Origin of the sequence: Streptomyces sp. SID5643 (assembly GCF_009872555.1) — a bacterium.
GTDB lineage: Bacteria > Actinomycetota > Actinomycetes > Streptomycetales > Streptomycetaceae > Streptomyces > Streptomyces iakyrus.
In genome coordinates this window covers 1-19,111 of the sequence record NZ_WWIC01000190.1, presented here as the reverse complement: position 1 = coordinate 19,111, position 19,111 = coordinate 1, and the positions used below count along the sequence as shown (strand labels likewise).

General features: G+C 72.6%; 18 protein-coding genes, 1 pseudogene and 1 riboswitch. Of the genes and pseudogenes, 3 read left to right on the top strand and 16 right to left on the bottom strand.

The window, feature by feature from the left end; all coding sequences use genetic code 11:
* From GTY56_RS21720 to proP, 3 genes are all read right to left on the bottom strand, one after another.
* A partial coding sequence (locus tag GTY56_RS21720; protein WP_107459582.1) for a hypothetical protein occupies positions 1 to 305 on the bottom strand: 305 nt, incomplete at its 3' end.
* A 5-nt stretch (positions 306 to 310) separates the two neighbouring features.
* The gene (locus GTY56_RS21715) at positions 311 to 724 is read right to left on the bottom strand and encodes an SRPBCC family protein (RefSeq protein ID WP_161367028.1); all 414 of its coding nucleotides are present in this window, start codon (positions 722 to 724) and stop codon (positions 311 to 313) included.
* Between the two features lie 114 nt (positions 725 to 838).
* Positions 839 to 2,335 (bottom strand): glycine betaine/L-proline transporter ProP, encoded by a 1,497-nt coding sequence (gene proP / locus GTY56_RS21710; RefSeq protein WP_161367027.1) that lies wholly within the window; start codon positions 2,333 to 2,335, stop codon positions 839 to 841.
* Positions 2,336 to 2,568: 233 nt separating this feature from the next.
* Between proP and GTY56_RS21705 the strand changes: the two genes are divergently transcribed.
* Positions 2,569 to 4,083 (top strand): MFS transporter, encoded by a 1,515-nt coding sequence (locus GTY56_RS21705; RefSeq protein ID WP_161367026.1) that lies wholly within the window; start codon positions 2,569 to 2,571, stop codon positions 4,081 to 4,083.
* 10 nt (positions 4,084 to 4,093) lie between these two features.
* Here the strand turns inward: GTY56_RS21705 and GTY56_RS21700 are convergent, their stop codons facing one another.
* From GTY56_RS21700 to GTY56_RS21690, 3 genes are all read right to left on the bottom strand, one after another.
* Positions 4,094 to 4,828 (bottom strand): hypothetical protein, encoded by a 735-nt coding sequence (locus GTY56_RS21700; protein ID WP_202510552.1) that lies wholly within the window; start codon positions 4,826 to 4,828, stop codon positions 4,094 to 4,096.
* 76 nt (positions 4,829 to 4,904) lie between these two features.
* Positions 4,905 to 6,566 carry an amidohydrolase gene (locus tag GTY56_RS21695; RefSeq protein ID WP_161367025.1) on the bottom strand — a complete coding sequence of 554 codons (1,662 nt, stop codon included), beginning with the start codon at positions 6,564 to 6,566 and terminating at the stop codon, positions 4,905 to 4,907.
* A 21-nt stretch (positions 6,567 to 6,587) separates the two neighbouring features.
* Positions 6,588 to 8,084, bottom strand: coding sequence for an APC family permease (locus GTY56_RS21690; protein ID WP_161367024.1), 1,497 nt, complete (start codon positions 8,082 to 8,084; stop codon positions 6,588 to 6,590).
* 241 nt (positions 8,085 to 8,325) lie between these two features.
* On the opposite strand from GTY56_RS21690, the gene GTY56_RS21685 reads away from it, so the two are divergent.
* Complete coding sequence (locus GTY56_RS21685) at positions 8,326 to 9,027, top strand: TetR/AcrR family transcriptional regulator (RefSeq protein ID WP_161367023.1); 702 nt, start codon at positions 8,326 to 8,328, stop codon at positions 9,025 to 9,027.
* 9 nt (positions 9,028 to 9,036) lie between these two features.
* Here the strand turns inward: GTY56_RS21685 and GTY56_RS21680 are convergent, their stop codons facing one another.
* The 5 genes from GTY56_RS21680 to GTY56_RS21660 all read right to left on the bottom strand — a co-directional run bounded on the left by GTY56_RS21680 (position 9,037) and on the right by GTY56_RS21660 (position 14,257).
* A complete protein-coding gene (locus GTY56_RS21680) occupies positions 9,037 to 10,806 on the bottom strand; it encodes an ABC transporter ATP-binding protein (RefSeq protein WP_524540125.1) in 1,770 nt (589 codons plus the stop codon).
* Between the two features lie 265 nt (positions 10,807 to 11,071).
* On the bottom strand, positions 11,072 to 11,404 hold the full coding sequence (locus GTY56_RS21675; RefSeq protein WP_161367021.1) for an STAS domain-containing protein: 333 nt from the start codon (positions 11,402 to 11,404) through the stop codon (positions 11,072 to 11,074).
* The gene (locus GTY56_RS21670; protein ID WP_161367020.1) at positions 11,401 to 12,723 is read right to left on the bottom strand and encodes a PP2C family protein-serine/threonine phosphatase; all 1,323 of its coding nucleotides are present in this window, start codon (positions 12,721 to 12,723) and stop codon (positions 11,401 to 11,403) included. The genes GTY56_RS21675 and GTY56_RS21670 overlap by 4 nt, the downstream gene beginning before the upstream one ends.
* A complete protein-coding gene (locus GTY56_RS21665; protein ID WP_161367030.1) occupies positions 12,723 to 13,526 on the bottom strand; it encodes an alpha/beta fold hydrolase in 804 nt (267 codons plus the stop codon). The genes GTY56_RS21670 and GTY56_RS21665 overlap by 1 nt, the downstream gene beginning before the upstream one ends.
* A gap of 74 nt (positions 13,527 to 13,600) precedes the next feature.
* The gene (locus tag GTY56_RS21660) at positions 13,601 to 14,257 is read right to left on the bottom strand and encodes a maleylpyruvate isomerase N-terminal domain-containing protein (RefSeq protein ID WP_161367029.1); all 657 of its coding nucleotides are present in this window, start codon (positions 14,255 to 14,257) and stop codon (positions 13,601 to 13,603) included.
* A gap of 166 nt (positions 14,258 to 14,423) precedes the next feature.
* On the opposite strand from GTY56_RS21660, the gene GTY56_RS21655 reads away from it, so the two are divergent.
* A complete protein-coding gene (locus tag GTY56_RS21655; RefSeq protein WP_161367019.1) occupies positions 14,424 to 15,560 on the top strand; it encodes an amidinotransferase in 1,137 nt (378 codons plus the stop codon).
* 77 nt (positions 15,561 to 15,637) lie between these two features.
* On the opposite strand, the gene GTY56_RS21650 is transcribed toward GTY56_RS21655, so the two are convergent.
* The 5 genes and pseudogenes from GTY56_RS21650 to GTY56_RS21630 form a co-directional block, all read right to left on the bottom strand.
* Positions 15,638 to 16,492, bottom strand: a complete 855-nt coding sequence (locus GTY56_RS21650) for an energy-coupling factor ABC transporter ATP-binding protein (RefSeq protein WP_161367018.1) — start codon at positions 16,490 to 16,492, stop codon at positions 15,638 to 15,640.
* Positions 16,489 to 17,238: a cobalt ECF transporter T component CbiQ gene (cbiQ, locus tag GTY56_RS21645; protein WP_161367017.1), complete on the bottom strand. Its 750-nt coding sequence runs from the start codon at positions 17,236 to 17,238 to the stop codon at positions 16,489 to 16,491. The genes GTY56_RS21650 and cbiQ overlap by 4 nt, the downstream gene beginning before the upstream one ends.
* Positions 17,239 to 17,244: 6 nt before the next feature.
* Positions 17,245 to 17,613: an energy-coupling factor ABC transporter substrate-binding protein gene (locus GTY56_RS21640; RefSeq protein WP_161367016.1), complete on the bottom strand. Its 369-nt coding sequence runs from the start codon at positions 17,611 to 17,613 to the stop codon at positions 17,245 to 17,247.
* Positions 17,610 to 18,311 carry an energy-coupling factor ABC transporter permease gene (locus GTY56_RS21635; protein WP_161367015.1) on the bottom strand — a complete coding sequence of 234 codons (702 nt, stop codon included), beginning with the start codon at positions 18,309 to 18,311 and terminating at the stop codon, positions 17,610 to 17,612. Before GTY56_RS21635 ends, GTY56_RS21640 begins: the two co-directional genes overlap by 4 nt.
* Before the next feature lie 30 nt (positions 18,312 to 18,341).
* Positions 18,342 to 18,528: riboswitch (cobalamin riboswitch) on the bottom strand.
* 129 nt (positions 18,529 to 18,657) lie between these two features.
* A pseudogene (locus tag GTY56_RS21630) lies at positions 18,658 to 19,111 on the bottom strand (serine/threonine protein kinase); the annotation flags it as partial.

The window sequence follows — 19,111 nt, the reverse complement described above, 5'->3', positions numbered from 1 at the left end:
GGCCGGGGGTCGGTACGGTGCCAGCGCGGGCGGGCGTCGGTGCCGCGGCGGCCCGCGACCGAGGCACAGCGCGGGCACTGGCGCCGCACACGGTCCGCGGCGCCGCCGGACTCGGGGAAGGTGTCCGGCCAGCCGACGTGCGGGAAGCGGACCAGCCGGGAACGGCTCAGGGACAGGCCGCAGACCGTCTCGTTGCGGCCCGGTTCCCAGGCGTGCACCTCACCGGAGGGCAGCCGGCGCCGCCCCTCCTCCTCGTCGGTCCACTGCCCGGACGCCGCGACGGCGTACTGCTTGCCACGCGCCACGGCGCTCAGCCGGCCGCGTGGTCGACGTGCAGCCGCACCTGCTCCTCCAGCCGCCGCAGGCTGCTGTCCAGGGCGTCGGTCACGGCCCGCTCGCCCGGGTCGTGACCGTCGTCGAAGAACGACAGGTGCACGGTCACCTCACTGGCTCCGCCGTCGAGCCCGGCGACCTGGAGCCAGCCCGCGTACGCGCCCTGGTCACGGGTGCCCCATTCGAGCCGCATCTGCTCGGGCCTGGCCCGGAACAGGGCGGAGGTGTCCTCGTCGGTGCGGTCCTCGTGCACGGTGACGGCCGGCAGCCTTCCGGCCTCCACGTGCAGCGCCTCCGGCAGCCAGCTGTCCAGCCGGCCGACGTTCGCGGCCTCGTCGAAGACGTGCTCCGGCTGTGCGGGCATCGTGCGGGAACGTTCGTACTCGTTCATCGCCTTACCGGCCTCGTCTCGGGGGTCGTAGCGCCCACCGCGTTCCCGCTCTGCCTGCGGCCAATCGCGAAAGGCCCCGTCCGCAGCGGTCGAGGACGGGGCCTGGCCCTCCGGTCAGAACCTGGGCTGCGGGGACTGCGCCCGGACCAGTTCCCGCGCCTCCGCCTCCGTCGCCACGGACGGCGGGGAACCGGCCAGCGGCTGGTTGGCGGTCTCGCGCATGCACAGCACGGCGATGACGCCGATGACCGCGGCGCCGGTGGCGTAGTACGCCGGCATGAGGGTCGAGTCGAAGGTGCTGATCAGAGCGGTGATCACCAGGGGTGTCGTACCGCCGAAGACCGAGGTGGCCAGGTTGTAGGCCACCGAGAGCGAGCCGTAGCGCACCTGCGTCGGGAAGATCGCCGGGAGCGCCGCCGACATCGTGCCGAGCATCGGCAGCAGGGAGAGCCCCATCAGCAGCAGGCCCAGGGTGATGAGGACGACGTCACCTTGCCTGATGAGCCAGAACGACGGCAGGGAGAGGAACAGGAATCCGAGCATCCCCGTCATCAGCAGCGGCTTGCGCCCGAAGCGGTCCGAGAGCCGTCCGACCTGGTTGATGAGGAGCATCTGCAGCACCATCACCACGACCAGGATCAGCAGGCCGTGGTTGGTGCCGTAGCCCAGCTCGTCGGACAGGTACGTCGGCATGTACGACAGCAGCATGTAGTCGGTGATGTTGTACGCCGCGACCAGCGCGAGGCACAGCAGCAGCGACCGCCAGTACCGGGTGAAGATCCTGCCGAGGTCGGCGGCCGCCGAGGTCTCCACGGCGTCGGCGGCCTCGCTCGCCTTCGCCTGGCCGCCCTCCAGCTTCTGGAAGGCGGGCGTCTCGTCCAGCTTGAGCCGCAGGTAGAGCCCGATCAACCCGAGCGGGGCCGCGACCAGGAACGGCACGCGCCAGCCCCACGACAGCATCTGCTCGTCGCTGAGGAGGGTTTGCAGGAGGACGACGAGACCGGAGGCCCCGACGTAGCCGGCCAGCGTGCCGAGCTCCAGGAAGCTGCCGAAGAAGCCGCGCCGCTTGTCGGGCGCGTACTCGGCGATGAACGTCGAGGCGCCCCCGTACTCCCCGCCGGTCGAGAAGCCCTGCACCAGCCGGAAGAAGATCAGCAGGGCCGGGGCCCACAGACCGATCGCGGCGTGCGAGGGGACCAGGCCGATGGCGAAGGTCCCCACCGCCATCATGATCATGGTGAGGGAGAGGATGCGCTTGCGCCCGACCTTGTCCCCGAGCGGCCCGAAGACCATGCCGCCCAGGGGGCGCACGAGGAAGGCCACCGCGAACGTCGCGAAGGACCCCAGCAGCTGGGCGGTGTCGCTGCCGGAGGGGAAGAAGACCCTCCCGATGGTCGACGCCAGATAGCTGTAGATGCCGAAGTCGTACCACTCCATGGCGTTGCCGAGGGCGGCGGCCTTGGTGGCGCGCTTGACCGCCGCGTCATCGGTCACCGTGATGTCGCTGCGGCGCAGCTTCGGGTGACGGCGTTTCTCGATCGCCCGGAACAGCACCCGGTGTCGTCTCACAGCCGCGGGGTCCACCGACGCGTCGTTGTCGGTCGCAGCCATCACGTGGTTCCTTTCGCCGGTCGCAACTCCAAGCACAACGCCTGCACGAATCTCGCGCGCTCAAACGACCGCCTTCGCGCGGCGTCCGGCCGGCCACGGAACGTGATGCGCGGGTGCTCAGTGGGAGAGGCGGGTCACCGCACCGTCCGGGAGGATCTGCGGGACGGGTGTGTGCCCGTGCCCCGGCGGGGGAACTTGACTCGCCGGGTGCGCGCCTGGTGAGAGGAGCCCAAGTGACAGCGTCGGCGGAGGGCGGCCGGAACCAGGGCGCGGGGCAGGACGGCTACGAGCCCGACCCGAAGCGGTGGCGGGCCCTGTGGGTGACGCTGGTGGCCGGCTTCATGAGCCTGCTGGACGTGTCGATCGTGGCGGTCGCCCTGCCCACCATCCAGCAGGAGCTGCACGCCTCAGCGGCCGAGGTGCAGTGGGTGGTGTCCGGCTACGCCCTCTCCTTCGGCCTGGCCCTCGTCACCGCCGGGCGCCTCGGTGACGCCTTGGACCGGCGCCGCATCTTCCTCGTCGCCCTCAGCGGCTTCGTGCTGTTCAGCGCGGCCTGCGGAGCGGCCCCGAACATCACGCTGCTGGTGGTGGCCCGGCTCGCCCAGGGCCTGGCGGCCGGCTTCATGGCCCCGCAGAACTCCGCGCTCATCCAGCAGATGTTCCGGGGCGCCGAACGCGGCCGCGCCTTCGGCTTCTTCGGCGCCACCGTCGGCATCTCCTCCGGCGTCGGCCCCCTCGCCGGCGGCCTCATCCTCGCGCTCGCCGACGGCGCCCAGGGCTGGCGCTGGATCTTCTACGTCAACGTCCCCATCGGTATCCTCGCGGTCCTCCTCGGACGCCGCCTGCTGCCCCGCACCCGGCGCTCCGGCCGGGGGTACGTCGACCTGCCCGGCGTCGTGCTCCTCGGCCTCGGTGTCCTCGCGCTCATGTATCCGCTGGTGCAGGCGGAGACCGGCGGCCTCGCCCGGCTGTGGTGGATGTTCCCGGCCGCGGCCGGGCTCCTGTTCGTCTTCACCCGCCGCCAGCGCCGCCTCGTGGACCGCGGTACCCAGCCGCTGCTCGATCCGCGCCTGTTCACCACCGTGCGCGGCTACGCCGTCGGCGCGGGCGTCGGCACGCTCTACTTCATCGGCTTCAGCGGCGTCTGGCTGGTCTTCGCCCTCTTCTACCAGCACGGCCTCGGCTTCTCCCCGCTCGAATCCGGCCTCGCCGTGACGCCCTTCGCCCTCGGCTCGGCGTGCGCGGCCGCCGTCTCCGGGCGGCTGGTGGACCGGCTCGGCCGGCTGCTCACCGTGGGCGGGCTCACGGGCGTGATCCTCGGCCTCGGCGGCGCCGCGCTGCTGCTGCGCTTCGCGCCTCTCGGCATCGCGCCGTGGATCGCCGCCCCGGTCCTGTTCCTCGGCGGTGTCGGCGGCGGGTGCGTGATCTCCCCCAACATCACCATGACGCTGCGGGACGTGCCCGTGCACATGGCGGGAGCGGCGGGCGGCGCCCTGCAGACCGGGCAGCGGCTCGGCGCCGCGGTGGGCACCGCGGCCCTGCCCGGCCTGTACTACCTGGTGCTCGGCAGCAGGAGCGACGACTACCGCGGTGCCCTCTTCCTCGCGATGGTCGCCGGGCTCGTCGGCATGGCCGCGTCGCTGGCTCTGGCGGCGTACGACTGGCGGCGCGACCGGCGGGCCGGGGAGCAGCACCGCGCCTGCCCGGACGACGTCGCCCACAGCCCCGTGCACGCCCGGCAGACCTGAGCGTCCCCGTTCACGAGGGCTGGGGCCGGGGCTCCCGCGAGGCGGGCGCGTCGTCGTCCAGGTCGCCGCGCAGCGCGCCGAGGGTGAAGGCCGTCATGGACGCCAGGATCAGCAGCGCGAGCGGCCCCCAGATCGCGGGAAGGGCCCAGAACGGCCAGTCGTTGGCCGCCTGCGCCCACAGCGTCAGGATCGCCGTGCCGCCCAGGGCCACGCCGTGCCAGCGCACCATCTTCGCCGCGGTCGTGTGCCGCGGCTCGCCCCGGGCGAAGAGCGGCCACAGCCCACCCACGAGGGCCGCCACGCCGAACGAGAGGCAGGCCAGCGCACCACCCAGCCGGTCCTCGGGCCGGCCCACCGGCCCGTCGGACGTCTGCTGCCGCCGGCCCTCGGCGTCCCGCACCTCGACGACCCGGCCGCGCCAGATCACCCCGACGACCTTCTCGCCCGGCTGCATCTCCGACATCACGGGCTCGGTGCGCAGGAACGTCACCTCCCACGGCTCGCCCGACGGCGGCACCAGCTCCGCCTCCGGGGACTCGCTCCGCTCACCGCGGTTCAGGGCGGCCCGCCGCACCGTGAACTCCTGCTCCCACACGCACCCCGACGCCTCGACGGGGACGGAGGCGCAGGCCCGCGCGCCGCGGTACTCCCGCTCCCGCTCCAGCGCCCCGCGGATCTGGAAGGCGGACGCCACCCCGACGCCGAGCGCGACGACCGCGAGCAGCACCCACATCACGGAACGCATCACTCCGTGCCCCGACGAACCCACCGTGCCTCGACCCCCTCCGCGGACGGAAACCCGCGGAGCATTGGAACACGCCTCAGGCGCCGGTGCGGACCCGCCGGCCTTCGACGAAGGTCTCCAGGACCCGGGTGGCGGCGATCTCCTCGGGCGGACCCGCGAACGGGTCGCGGTCGAGGACGACGAGGTCGGCCGCCTTGCCGACGGTGATGCTGCCGGTGATCGCGTCGAGATGGTTCACGTACGCGCTGCCCGCCGTGTACGCGGCGATGGCGGTGCCCAGGTCGACGCGCTGCTCCGGGAAGAAGGCCGGGATGCCCTCGGGGGCCTCGGGGGAGACCCGGTTGACGGCGACATGGATGGCCTGGAGCGGGTCGGGGCTGCTGACGGGCCAGTCGCTCCCGGCGGCGAGGGTCGCGCCGGCGCGCAGCAGGTCCCCGAACGGGTACTGCCAAGCGCCGCGTTCCGCCCCCAGGAAGGGCAGGGTCAGTTCGTCCATCTGCGGTTCGTGGGCGGCCCACAGCATCTGAAGGTTGGCGCTCGCGCCCAGCGTGCGGAAACGGGGCAGGTCGTCGGGGTGGACGACCTGGAGGTGCGCCAGGTGGTGCCGTGTGTCGCGACGGCCGTTGGCGGTCCGGGCGGCTTCCACGGCGTCGAGCGCCTCGCGCACCGCCCGGTCACCGAGGGCGTGGAAGTGCACCTGGAAGCCGTGCGCGTCCAGTTCGGTGACGTACTTCCGCAGCTCGCCCGGTTCCACGAAGCTGATGCCGCTGTTGTCCGAGGCGCAGCCGCAGCCGGTCAGGTAGGGGGACAGCATGGCGGCGGTGTGGTTCTCCGCGATGCCGTCCTGCATGATCTTCACCGTCCCGGCGCGGAACCGGTCCCGGCTCAGCTCCTCCCTCCTGGCGACGAGTTCGGCGATCTGCTCGGCGCCGCGCTCACGGTCCCACCACAGGGCGCCGACGACCCGCGCGGTGAGCAGACCCCGGTCCAGCGCCGCCAGATAGGCCGGGGCCGGGTCGGTCAGGTTGGCGTACGTGCCGACGATGGCGTCCTGCCAGGCCGTGACGCCGTGGGAGTGCAGCACGGCCTGGGCGCGCAGCAGACCGGCGAGCTGCTCCTGCGGCGTGGGATCGGGCACCAGCCTGCCCACCAGGTGGACCGCGCCCTCCTGGAGCATCCCGGTGGGGTTGCCCGCGGTGTCGCGCTCGATCCGGCCGTCGACGGGGTCGGGGGTCCGGGCGTCGATGCCCGCGCGTTCCAGGGCCCGGCTGTTGACCCAGGCGCCGTGGTGGTCGCGGTTGGGCAGGAAGACGGGGCGGTCCGCGACGACCGCGTCGAGGGCGGCGGCCGTGGGGGAGCCGCCGGGGAACGCCTCCAGGGACCAGCCGCCGCCGGTGATCCACTCGACGTCCGGGTGCTCCTTCGCGTACGCCCCGATCCTGCGCAGGTACTCGCCCGCGTCGGTGGTGTCGGCGAGATGGCACAGGCCGAGTTCGAGGCCCGCGCCCATCGGATGGACATGGGCGTCCTGGAAGCCCGGCAGCAGCAGCTTCCCGGCGAGGTCGACGACCTCGGTGCGCGGCCCGGTCAGCTCGCGCACCTCGTCGTGGCCGACGGCGGCGATCCGCCCGCCGCGCACGGCCACCGAGGTGGCGCGGCTGCGGGCCGGGTCGACGGTGTGCACCGGACCGCCGGTCAGGATGAGGTCCGCGGGTCCCTGGGCAGGGGGGTGTGACATCGGGGTGAACTCCAAGGAGGGTCAGACCGCCGTGCGGTCCATCGGCAGGGTGAGGGCTTCGGCGTCGGTGCCGCGCCCGGTGGTGAAGTAGGGCGAGCGCCGGACGTACTTGGCCACGGCGGCCATGACGAGGCCCGCGAGCACGATCACGGTGGGCAGCGAGAACATGAACCAGCCGTTGTCGGGGCTCAGTTCGAAGTGATCGCTCATCGTGAGGTACGAGTATCCGAGGTAGGCGCCGAGGCCCAGCAGCACCAGCCCGGACAGCGCGGGCACGATGACGGCGAGCAGCGCCTCGGGCGGCCCCTCGTGCCGCGCGGCGCGGAAGCGCACGGCGCAGGCGAGCGCCGTCAGGCCGTAGTAGAGGGCCACGATCAGACCGATGGCGTTGACGGCGGCCAGCAGCATGTCGCTCAGCTCGGGGATCGCGAAGGCGAGCACGGCGATCACGGCGGCGACGGACATGACGACGACCGTCCCGGCGGCCGGAGTGCCGTAGCGCGGGTGGACCCGGGTCCACAGCGGACCCATGGTGCGGTCGCGGCCCATGGCGAGCAGGCCGCGTGCGGTGGGGATCAGGGTGGCCTGCACCGAGGCGACGGCGGAGAACATCAGGGCGATGAGGGGCAGCGTGGCCCAGGGTTCGGCGGCCAGTTTCTCCCCGAGGTGGCCGAGGGCCTGCGGGCCGTTGCGGACCAGTTCGGCCAGGCTCATCTCCCACTGGAAGGCGACCGACGCGAAGAGGAACAGGCCGAGCATCGCGAACAGGGCGATGAGTCCGCCCCGGGCCGAGTCGCCCGGATCCTTGGTCTCCTCGGTGACGCTGAAGGCCGCGTCCCAGCCCCAGAAGAAGAACACCGCGAGGACCATGCCCTGGGCGAAGGCGGTGCCGCTGGAGATCTCGAACGGGTTGAACCAGGACAGGGACACCGCGTGGTCTCCGGTGACCAGGGCCCAGCCGCAGAAGCCGAGCAGCACCGCGTACTCGAAGACCAGCAGCCCGAACTGGAACCGGGTCGCGCCCCGGACGCCGGTGACCGCCAGGGCGGTCAGGGCCAGCAGGATCACCAGGCCGACCCCCGTGCAGACGCCGGTGGACGTCGGATCGAGGGCGATGCCGGCCAGGCTGCGCAGGCCGGCCTTGTTGGCGAAGGCCAGCACGACCGAGCCCATGATCGCGCTGGTGTAGGCGCAGAAGATGACCGAGCCGACCAGTGTCACCCAGCCGGTCAGGAAGCCGGGCCAGGGACCGAGGGATCTGCCGACCCAGGTGTAGCCGTTGCCGCAGTTGGGTTCGGAGCGGTTGAGACGGGTGTAGGCGAGAGCGATGCCCAGCACCGGCAGGAACGCCAGCAGCAGGAGCGCCGGGGCCTGCAGGCCCACGATGGTGGCGATCGTGCCCATGCCGATGGCGATGCTGGTGGTGGCCGCGGTGCTGGACGCGGCGATGGCGACGCCGTCGACGACGCCGAGGGAACGGCGCAGCGCGGGGCGTGGCGGGGGCGGTGCGAAGGACATGAAGGGCTCCTCGGGGAGAGGTGGGAAGAGCCGCGCGGGACTGTGATGGAACATCCGGTGTACACATTGGGTCAACCCTGTTGACGTAAGGCGACGGGGGTCGTTCACTGCGTCATGTGACGAACCGTCCGTGCGCGAGGCTCTGCCGGTGTGCGCGATGCCTTCCGCGTCCGACGCCTTCTGTGTCCGACGCTTTCCGTGTCCGACGCTTTCTGTGTGTGCGAGGAGAGGATCCCCGGTCATGACCACCCGTGTCCCGCAGGAACGCCGGCGCCGCCGACCGACCCGTTCGGGTGTCCTGCTGTCGGAAAACCTGATCGTGGAGACCGCGTTGCGGCTCATCGGCGAGCACGGGCCCGAGGCGCTGAGCGTGCGCCGGCTCGGCGCGGCCCTGGGCTGCGACCCGACCGCGCTCTACCGCTACTTCCACGACACCGACGACCTCGTGCTCGCCATCGCCGACCGGATCATCGGCGACGCGATGGCCGGCTTCACGCCCGGGGACGACTGGGTGGCCTCGCTGCGCGAGATGGCCCTCAGGGTCCGCGCGGGCTACCTCGCCCATCCCCGCGCGGCGGCCATGGCGGCCCACCGTGTGACCCGGCGCCGGAACGAGATCCGCGCCGTGGAGACGGGCATCGGCCTGCTGCTCACCGCGGGCTTCCCGCCGGCCGACGCCGCACGGCTCTACCTGGTCTTCATCGACACCGTGCTCAGCCACGCCGCGACGGAGGCCGCGTTCCACGCGCTCCCACCGCAGCAGCGCGAGGCCGACCTCCGGTCCTGGCGGGACGTCTACCAGGACCTCGACCCGGCGACGTACCCGTCCCTGACCCTGGTCCGCCGGGAGCTGCCCGCGATGGCGGACAGCTCCTTCGAACCGGCGGTGGACCTTCTGCTGGAGGCCCTGGCGACCCGGGCACGGGCCCTCGAAGGTGCGTGAGCGCCTGGGCTACAGCACCTCGGCCCGACCGGGGGTGTCGTCCAGGAAACCGCCCGACTGGTGCTGCCACAGCTTGGCGTAGGCACCCCCGTTCGCGAGCAGCTCCTGGTGGCTGCCCTGCTCGACGATCCGGCCGCGGTCGAGGACGACGAGCTCGTCCATGCCGGCGACCGTGCTCAGCCGGTGCGCCACCACCAGCGCGGTCCGCCCGTCCATGAGCCGCCACAGCGCCTCCTGGACCAGCAGTTCGCTCTCGGAGTCCAGGGCGCTGGTCGCCTCGTCGAGCAGCAGGATCGGCGCGTCCCGCAGGATCGCCCGGGCGAGGGCGACCCGCTGGCGCTGCCCGCCGGACAGCTTGACGCCCCGCTCGCCGACCATGGTGTCGAAGCCGTCCGGCAACGCGTCGGCGAACTCGGTGACATGGGCCGCCTCGGCCGCCCGGCGGATCTCGGCGTCGGTGGCGTCCGGCCGGGCGAAGGCGATGTTGTCCCGCAGCGTGCGGTGGAACATCGCCGGGTCCTGCGGCACGTACGCGATCCGGCCGCGCAGATCGGCCTGGCGTACCCGGCTGATGTCCTGGCCGCCGACCAGGATGCGGCCGCCGTCGATGTCGGTCATCCGCAGCAGCAGCCGGGTGAGCGAGGTCTTGCCGCCGCCGGACCGGCCCACGAGACCGATCTTCGCCCCGCTCGGCACGGCCAGGTCGAGTCCTTCGAAGAGCGGCCGCCCGCCCCGGTGCGCGAAGGTCACCTTCTCGAAGCGGATATCGGCCTCCCGGGTCCGCAGGGGCTCCGGTGCCGGCGGGTCGAGCACCGTCGGCGGGGTCAGGAGCAGTTCGGTGAACTGCGCGGCCTCCGTCATCGAGCTCTCCAGCCGGCGGTATATCTGGTTGAACTCGAACATGATCCGGGTCGCGTTGGTGTAGTAGGCGAAGGCCACCACGATGGCCTCCACGCCGTGCGCGCCGCCGCCCAGCGTCACCGCGAGCAGCAGTCCCATCGCGTTGGTGAGGACGGACATCGGCGCGACCAGCGTGTCGATGCGCAGGTTGCCGTAGTCCCACGACCGCATGGTGAGCCGCCGTGACATCGCGACCCGGGACCGGTGTTCGGCGGCCTCGCGCTCCTCCGCCGCGAACGCCCGCACGGTGTCCATGTTCATCAGACTGTCGGCGACATGGCCCGACACCCGCGCGATGGCCTCCTCACGCCGGTCCACGAGCGCCTGCCGGCGCCGGATGAGCGGCACGACCAGCACCGCCGTCAGGGCGATCATCACCAGGAGCCCGACGACGAGCAGCGGTTCGTAACGCCACAGCACCACCGCGCCGAACACCAGTGGCACGAAACTCCCCACGATCTGGAACGTCAGCGTGTCGACGAACTGCTCGAACCGGGAGGCGAAGCTGAGGACCCGCTTGGTCAGCGAGCCGGCGAAGTTGTCGTGGAAGAACGCGGCGTCCTTGGCGAACAGTTCGTCCATGCCGGTCACGTAGAGGTGCTCGATGCCCAGGGCTTCGAGACGGGTGAGGCAATGCAGGGCGACGCGCCACAGTGCCTCCGCGGTCAGCAGGACACCGGCGAAGGCGAGCACGTACGGCAGTGTCGAGCCGGCCGTGACGTCCTCGTTCCCGGCGATGTCGCCGACGAGCTTGGCGACGATCAGCGGCGCCACGTAGTTGATTCCGATGTTGCCCAGCGCCGAGAGCAGCATCGCGGGCACCGTCCACCGGCGGAGCCGGGACAACTCCCGTCCGTAGTGGCGAAGTGCGAGGAGCACCGAGCGCCTGCCCGGTAAGACCCTGTGTTTTTCCGGCGTTTCCATCCCACCCCTGTGTCGTCCTGTGGCCGCCCGCCGCGCCGCGCGTGCGGGCAGGCGCCATCACCGCAACGGATGCGTGAGGTTTCGGGTCGAGTCCGGAAGTGTCCCGCGATACCGGCCGCCGAGTCCAAGCGTTTTCCGGCCGGGCGGTGGTGGGCGGGGAGCGCCAAGGGGCACGGGGCGGACCGGAGGGCGGTCGCTGCGCCCGGGGCGCTCGTGCGGATCAGGACGCTGCGCTGGAGTCCGGGCGCAGGGTGAAGACCTGGTCGAGGCCGACGAGGGTGAGGACGCGCAGCAGGTTCGCCGGTACGGCGGCCAGGACGACGTCGGCCCGGGCGGCCAGCGCGTGCTGGCGGGCGGCGAGCAGTGCGGTGATGCCCGAGGAGTCGCAGAACTCCAGTCCGGACAGGTCGAGGACCAGGCACTGCCCCGGTGACAGGGAGAGCTGGTCGAGCCTGCCCCGCAGGACGGGGGCCTGGTCGTAGTCCAGGTCCCCAGTCACGTGCAGGACGGGGCCGGTCACGGCGTCGTGCCGGCTGACGGTGAGCGGGTTCATGAGGTGTGACTCGTTACGGTGCCTGTGGCGGAAGGGCGGGCGGGAACGCCGAGTGCGAGCAGCGCGGTGTCGTCGTCCAGGCCGTCGCCGAAGCTCTCCAGCAGCCCGGCCAGGGCGGTGATCACCTCGTGCGGCGCGCCCGGCGCGTGATCGGTGGCGAAGGCGTGCAGGGCGTCCTCGCCGTACAGGTCGTCCCGGCCGGGGCCGGTGCGGGCCTCGGTGAGGCCGTCCGTGTAGAGCACGATCGTGTCGCCGGGGCCGAGGACGGTCTCGGCGGTGCCGGTCGGCGCGCCGGGGACGACGCCGATGAGCAGGCCGCCCGGGGTGGGCAGGAACTCGGCGCGGCCGTCGGACCGCAGGACGAGCGCCGGCGGGTGGCCGCCGGAGGCGAGGCGCACGGCCGTCGGCCCGTGGTCGCCGCCCGGCTCGACGATCCCGACGATGCAGGTGCAGTACCGGGGGTCGCCGTCGCCGGTGTACCGCTCGTGCAGGACGGCGTTCAGCGTGGTCAGCGCCGAGGCCGGATCCGGGTCGTGGTGGGCGGCGGCGCGCAGGGTGTAGCGGACAAGCGAGGTGAGGGAGGCGGCCTCGGGGCCCTTGCCGCACACGTCGCCGAGGAAGAACGCCCACCGGTCGCCGGCGACGGGGAACAGGTCGTAGAAGTCGCCGCCGAGCTGGTCCGGCGCGGCCGTGTGGTAGTGGACGGCCGTCTCCAGGCCCGGTACCTCGGGCAGCGAGTCCGGCACGAGGGAACGCTGCAATACGGCGAGCGCCTCGGTCAGCCTGGTCCGGTCCGCCTCGGCCTGCCGCCGGGCCTCGTCCGCCTCGACGCGGGCCCGCTCGGCCTCCTTGCGGCGGCGCAGCAGCTCCTGCTCGTAGGCGCGGCGGTCCGAGGCGTCGAAGACGGTGATCCGGATCAGCAGCGGATCGCCCTCGGTACCGTGTTTGATCACCGCGGACACCAGCACCGGCAGCCGGCCGCCGTCCCCGCGCCGCATCTCCAGGGCGATGCCCCGCAGCTCGCCCTGCATGCGCAGCAGCGGGGCGAAGTGCGTCTCGTGGTAGAGCTTGCCGCCGATGGTCAGCAGGTCCGTGAAGCGCTTGCGGCCCACAACGGCCGCACGGTCCAGGCCGAGCCAGTCCAGCAGCGTGGTGTTGATCTTGGCGATGGTGCCGTCCATCATCGTGGACAGGTAGCCGCACGGCGCGGACTCGTACAGGTCCTCCATGCTGTCCTCCAGCAGGGCGGTGAAGGCCGCGTCCGTGCTCGCCTCGCCCCCCGTCCCCGCGGGCTCGGGCACGCCGCCCGTACGGCACATCACTTCAGCGACTCCAGGAAGCCGAGGATCGCTGAGGTGGTGGCCTCCGGCGCGCTGAGCTGCGGGCAGTGCCCGGTGGCGTCGAGCGTGACCAGCAGGGAGCCGGGAATCGCAGCGTGCACGTGGGCCCCGACCTCACGGGGCGCGATGGCGTCCTGCTCGCACTCCAGCACGAGGGTCGGCACGGACACGCCCTTGAGGTCCTCGCGGCTGTCGGTGAGGAACGTCGTACGGGCGAAGACCCGGGCGATGTCGGGGTCGGTGGCGCAGAAGCTGTTGGTCAGTTCCTGCCCGAGCTCCGGGCGCTCCGGGTTGCCCATGATCACCGGGGCCATGGCGGACGACCAGCCGAGGTAGTTCGCCTCCAGGGACGCGAGCAGCTCGTCGATGTCCTCCGTGCTGAAGCCGCCGCGGTAGCCCTCGTCGTCGATGTAGCAGGGCGAGGGCGTCACCATCACGAGCGCCCCGATCCGCTCCGGCGCCGCCTGGGCCGCCAGCACGCCGACCATGGCACTCACCGAGTGCCCCACGAACACCGCCTGCCGCAGGTCCAACTCCTCGCAGACGTCGACGACGTCAGCGGCGTAGCCCTGGAGCGAGGAGTAGCGCTCCTCGCTCCACGCGGAGAGCTCCGAGCCGCCGGAGCCGACGTAGTCGAACAGCACCACCCGGTAGCGCTTCGCAAGCGCCGGCACCACCAGCCGCCACATGTTCTGGTCGCAGCCGAAACCGTGCGCCAGAAGCAGCACCGGCGCGCCCTCGGGGCCGGTGACGTTGACGTTGTTCCTGCGGCGGATGTCCATGCGGACCATGCTCCCACCTCGGGCGGAACCCTTCGACGGCGGGCCCGGCGGGCGCCCTCTTCGCGACCGCGAAGTCAGCCCAGGTACAGCGGCACCCTGGAGGCCAGGGTGCCCAGCTCGGCCTGCTCCGCCTCGGTCGGCGCCCGCCGCCCGGTGCCGACGAGCAGCGCGTCCACATCGTGGAAGGACTGCGGGAACGGGCTCCCCGCGATCCTCTCCAGCATCTCCCGGGAGCGGGCGAGCCCTTCCGCGGGCGGCTGCTCCGCGCCCGGGAGGTGGGCGATCAGGTCGAGGTGGTGCAGCGTCCACTCCATGACATACGTGGCGAGGTAGTCACCCACCGTGAGGATCTCGTCGCGGGTTCCGACCCGGCCGGCCGGATCGGCGAGCAGGGCCGCGCGCCCGGCGGCGGAGCCGACGTCGTCCAGATGGAACTTCAACAGGCGCGGATCCTCGTACGCGGCGGCCAGCCGGACGGTCAGCGCGTCGAGCGGGTCGTCGCCCGTGGGCGGAGTGCCGGAGACGTCCCAGTAGGTCAGTGCGTCCCGGGTCGGTTCCCGGTCGGACGGGGTGGCCAGGGTGATCAGGACGTCCTGTGCGTCGACGATCAGGTGGCACACCAGGTCCCGCACCAGCCAGCCCGTACAGCCCGAGGGGCGCCCGAAGTCCTCGTCGGACAGGTTGTCAACCGCCGCGCGCAGTGCGGCCCATGAACGGGTGAAGAGATCCACCTCGGCACCGTAGTGCGGTGCGGCGAGCGTGGACAAGCGCATTGCGGGCACCTGGAGGGGTACCGGGAGTGTCGTGACCGTCGACGCGTGCGTCCCCGGAAAGTCACGTTGAGTGAGCCGGCGATTGCGGCGTTTCACCCGGCTTGCGCGCCAAGAGGTGGTGAGCATGACCGTCGTGCAGAATCCCGGAGTGCCGCCCGCGACCGGCGAGGGCGCGGAGCCGCTCGTGTCGCCGGTCCGTTCGCACACCGAGTGGGATCCGCTGGAGGAGATCATCGTCGGACGCCTGGAGGGCGCGACGATCCCCTCCGACCACGCGGTCGTGACCTGCAACGTGCCGCCGTGGGCAGGGCGGTTGCAGGGTCTCGCGGCCGGCTTCCGGTACCCGCGGCTGCTCGTCGAACAGGCACAGCAGGAGATCGACGCCTTCGTCGGCCTGCTGGAGTCCCTCGGCGTCACGGTCCGCCGGCCGGAGGCGGTCGACCACCGGCGCCGCTTCGGCACCCCCGACTGGACCTCGCGCGGCTTCTGCAACACCTGCCCGCGCGACAGCATGCTCGTGATCGGCGACGAGATCATCGAGACGCCGATGGCGTGGCCCTGCCGGTACTTCGAGACGCACTCCTACCGCCCGGTCCTCAAGGACTACTTCCGGCGCGGCGCGCGCTGGACGGCGGCCCCCAGGCCGCAGCTCACCGACGAGCTGTTCGACCCGGACTTCCGCGTCCCGGGGCCGGGCGAGCCCATGCGGTACATCCTCACCGAATTCGAGCCCGTCTTCGACGCGGCGGACTTCGTCCGGGCGGGACGGGACCTCTTCGTCACCCGCAGCAACGTCACCAACGCGATGGGCATCGACTGGCTGCGCCGCCACCTCGGCCCGGAGTACCGCATCCACGAGATCGAGAGCCGCTGCCGCACCCCCATGCACATCGACACGACGTTCGTCCTGCTCGCGCCCGGGAAGGTGCTGATCAACCCCGAGTACATCGACGCCGACCGCCTGCCGGACGTCCTGGGCTCCTGGGACGTCCTCGTCGCTCCCGAGCCCGACCCGATCGACGAGCGGCTGCTCAAGGTCACGTCGATGTGCGGCAAATGGCTCAGCATGAACGTGCTCATGCTCGACGAGAAGCGGGTGATCGCGGAGCGGCACCACACGGGAATGCTGCGCGCGCTGGAGAAGTGGGGCTTCGAGCCGATCCCGTGCGACCTGCTGCACTACGCCCCCTTCGGCGGCTCGTTCCACTGCGCGACCCTGGACGTCCGGCGCCGCGGCCCGCTCCAGTCCTACTTCGACTGACCGGGCCGCACTGACCGGGCCGCTCCGGCGGCCTCAGGCGAGGGGGCCGGGGACGACAGGGACATGGGGGGCGCCCTTCAGCGGCCGGACGCCTCCTGCCGTGCTGTCGCGAGAGCGGCGAGTTCGTCGGGGGTACGCGGCCCGGGCTCTGCGCCGGACAACAGTCCCTGGGCGCGCAGGAGTTCTGCCGCCGCGGCGCCCCACGGCAGGCGCAGCCCCGCCTCACGGAGAAGGTCCGGGCGGGCCAGCGCCGTGGCGGCCGGCCCGGTGCGGACGCCGGACGGGGTGAGGAGCGCGGCGTCGTCGGCCCAGCGCAGGGCGAGGTCGACGTCATGGGTGGCCATCACCACCGTGGTGCCCGCGGCACGGAGTCCGTCGAGGGTGGTGAGGAGCCGCTCCTGGCCGTCGGGATCGAGTCCGGCCGTCGGCTCGTCGAGGACGAGCACCCGGGGCCGCATGGCGACCGCGCCCGCGATGGCGGTGCGCTTGCGCTGGCCGTAGGAGAGCAGATGCGTGGGCCGGTCGGCCAGGGCGGTGATGTCCAGCGCGGCGAGCGCCTCCGCCACCCGCGCCCGCACCTGTGTGTCGTCCAGGCCGAGATTCAGCGGCCCGAACGACACGTCCTGTTCGACGGAGGCCGCGAACAGCTGGTCGTCCGGGTCCTGCACCACCAGCTGCACCGTGGTCCGCAGCCGGGTCAGGCCCCTGCGGTCGTACGCCACCGGCTGCCCCTCGACCGTCAGCCGGCCCTCCTGCGGCCGCAGTCCGCCGGACAGCAGCCGCATCAGCGTGGTCTTCCCGCTGCCGTTGCGGCCGAGCAGCGCGAGCGCCCGGCCCTCCCGGATCTCGAAGTCGAGCCCGCTGAGCACGGTGGGACCGTCCTCGTAGGCGTAGGTCGCGCCCCGCAGGGCGACGAGGGCGGGCTCGCTCATGTCAGCGGCCTTTCCAGTACGAGGGTGAGGGCGGCCAGCGTCGCGAGCAGCGCGCAACTGGCGGCCGTGAAGCGCACCGACACCCGGGCCTCGGGCACCAGGACGCGCAGGGTGCCGTCGTAGCCGCGCCCGGCGAGGCCGGCCTGGAGACGGGTCGCCCGGTCGAAGGCCCGGACGAACGCGGTGGCACCGAGCCCGGCCAGCGAACGCCACTCCGCTGCCCGGCCGGTGTGCCCGAGCCGGGCCGCCTGGGCCTCCCGGATGCGCCGCATCGAGTCCAGCAGCAGAAAACTCATCCGGTACGTCACCAGCGCGACGTCGACGACCGGTGCCGGGACCCCGGCCCGGACCAGGCGGGGCAGCAGGTCCGACATGGGCGTGGTGAAGGCGAACAGCAGCACGCCCAGAGAGGCCGCCGACGTGCGCAGCAGCAACTCCCCGGCCCGGACCGGCCCGTCGTCCGCGAGGGAGACGAAGCTGTCCGGACCGCCCACCTGGACGAGCAGCGTGAGCGCGCCGGTCACGCAGAAGCCCAGCGGGACCCGGTAGGCCCGCCACAGCCGCCGCCCGGGCACGCCGGCCGGGCCCAGCAGCACGACCAAGGCGCTCAGGAGCACCAGGGCCGCACCCGGCCAGGGCGGTAGGGAGATCGCGAGCAGGGTGAGGCCGAGTCCGAGCACGGCCTTGTCCAGGGGATGGCGGCGGCGCCAGCGACTGCTGTGCGCCGCCGCGTCGATCGGCAGCACCCGGGCTCAGTCCTGCTCCGCCGCGGATGTGCCGGCGGCGCCGGTGAGCGCCTCGCCGGCCTGCCGCTCCAGCACCCGCTGCTCTCCCTGGCGCCGCCCCCGCCGCAGACCGAAGTAGTAGGCGAGGACCCCGGCGCCGAGGGCCGCCTGGAGGGAGAACAGCGCCGACTCGATCTCGCCGGACGGCGGCTCGTACAGCGGCGAGAACCACGGCTCGTAGTCCGGCTTCAGCTCGGTGATCGCCGTCTCGGCCTCGGCGTCGGCGCCCGTGAACGGCTCCTTCTTGTGGTCGCCGAGTCCCAGCACCAAGGGCAGCACGGCCAGCGCGGCCACGGCGAGCAGCAGCACCAGGTTGATCTTCGTGTTCCTGCTCATCGGGCCACCGCCTCGGTCTCGGTCCGGGACTGCTTCTTGGGGAGGAGCACGCCCAGCCGGGTCAGTTCGCCCTTGCTGGACTGCACCAGCAGACGCATCACGAGCACGGTCAGCAGTCCCTCACTCACCGCGAGCGGGATCTGGGTGACGGCGAAGATGGAGCCGAACTTGCCCAGCGCACCCAGGAATCCGCTGCCCGGGTCGGGGAAGGCGAGTGCCAGCTGCACACTGGTGACGCAGTAGGTGGACAGGTCGGCGACGAACGCGCCGGCGAACACCGCGACCATCAGCGGCGCGTTGGAGCGCCGCAGCAGTGCGTAGACGGCGTATCCGGCCCAGGGCCCGACGATCGCCATGGAGAAGACGTTGGCGCCGAGCGTGGTCAGGCCGCCGTGTGCGAGCAGCAGCGCCTGGAAGAGCAGCGTGATGGTGCCCAGCACCGCCATGACGGGCGGCCGGAACAGGACGGCTCCGAGGCCCGTGCCGGTGGGGTGCGAGCAACTGCCCGTGACGGACGGCAGTTTCAGGGCGGACAGGACGAACGTGAAGGCGCCAGACGCCCCGAGGAGCAGGGTGCTCTCGGGGTGCTCGCGCACTTCACGGGTGAGCGACCGGACTCCGTGGACGACGAACGGCGCCGACGCGACGCCCCAGGCGACCGCGTGCGCCGGAGGAAGGAAACCCTCGGCTATGTGCATGGCTCAGCAGACCCTCTCCAGCACCTCGTGGATGGTTGACGCGCCTTGGCCGGTCTCCTGGCTGACGGGTACCACCGCCCGAACTCCGCCTTCCCGGGCCGCAAGGACCCAGTGGCTGCCCCCTGAGGGGCCGGAGCCGGACTTCCCGATTCACAGTGGCGAGGGCCGCACCGGCATCACACCGGATTTCCCGTTCACCAAGGCCTGGTGACAATAAGGCCGGGGTAAGGGCGATGACAAGCCGCCCAAGGGGCGCGCGAGGGGGCGCCCGCTCGCACACCGGCGCATCCCGCGGCTGGTCCCCGTGCTCGGACGCTCAGGGTGCGCGGACGCTCCGGAGCCCCCGTCAGTCGTCGCCCCCGTCCTCCCCGCCGTCGTCGCCCTCCCCGCCGTTCCCGGCCTGGACCGGCTGCTCCGGCTTCGGCTGCTCAGGCCCCGCGTCGCCCGCCACCGGCGTCGGAGTCGGGGTGCCGGACGCCGGCGGGGCAGGGGCCGGGGAGGCGGGCGGCGTGGACGGGGTGATCTCGGCCACGGTGCCGGTGGTCGGCGTGGTGGCGGCCTGCCGGCCGGCCCCCGGATCGGAGGTGACGGGCGAGGCGGAGCCGTCGGACGGGGTGGCCGCGGGGCTGCTCGCGGTCGGGGACGCGTCGGGTTCGGTGCCCTCGGCGGTCGTGTCGGGCGAGAACCAGCGCATGCCGAGAAGCATTGCGGCGACGAACAGCGCCGCGGCGGCGGCCGTCGCGGCCACCTTCGACCGGTTGCCGGGCCCGCCGCGCCCGCGCCCGCGGCCCGACCGCCCC